This window comes from Liquorilactobacillus aquaticus DSM 21051 (assembly GCF_001436755.1).
GTDB classification, from domain to species: domain Bacteria; phylum Bacillota; class Bacilli; order Lactobacillales; family Lactobacillaceae; genus Liquorilactobacillus; species Liquorilactobacillus aquaticus.
This window is the reverse complement of record NZ_AYZD01000014.1, coordinates 1-766: the sequence shown is the minus strand read 5'-3', so window position 1 is coordinate 766 and position 766 is coordinate 1. Positions and strand designations below refer to the sequence as shown.

The 766-nt window shown below is 36.8% G+C and carries 1 pseudogene; it reads left to right on the top strand.

Features of this window, described 5'->3' with window-relative positions:
* Nucleotides 1–78: 78 nt before the first annotated feature.
* A pseudogene (locus FC19_RS11435) lies at nt 79–766 on the top strand (IS3 family transposase); the annotation flags it as partial.

Sequence of the window (766 nt, the reverse complement as noted above, 5' to 3'; positions counted from 1 at the left end):
TGCTCTTATCCTAGTATTTGGTACACAAATCTTTAGACAGTTGTGCCATAATAAAATAACTAGGATAGGAGTTTTTGTATGAAACGATATACTGATGATTTTAAAGCAAGCATTATTAAAATGCACACCGAGGAAAAGAGATCAGTTCGTTCTCTCTCAGAAGAATATGCAGTGTCTCCTGCATCAATTCATAACTGGATTAAAGATGCAAAATCAGTTGAACTTGATGATGGAACTGAAGTTACTTCTAAAGAATTTAAAAAATTACAAAAAGAGAACCAACGTCTCAAGGAGGAATTGGAGATTTTAAAAGCTGCGGCGGTGTTACTGGGAAAGCGTTAGGGCGAGTTAAAACTCTTGCTTTCATTAAGATTCAGTTACCCTATCACCGCCTATCCTTAATACTCTCAACTTTAAGATTAGCTCGTAGCACCTATTACCATTGGTTGAACTATCAACCTAGTCAACACGATTGTGTTGACCGTCATTTAAAAGCAAGCATTCGAAAAATTTGGGAAGAAAACTATCGCGCTTATGGTTATCCAAGAATCAAACTAGCATTAAATAGACTGGGAATTATAGTTGGTGTCAAACGGATTTTTCGGCTAATGCAAGAAATGAAGATTCACTCTCTCATGCATCGGCGTTTTAAAAAGCCTAGTACTCATGTTGATTATTTACAACGTCCCAATCTGATCAAAAACAAGCCAAAAGCTAGTACTTGGCGAGCTGATATTACTTATCTTGAGCTACGACCTGGAACTTG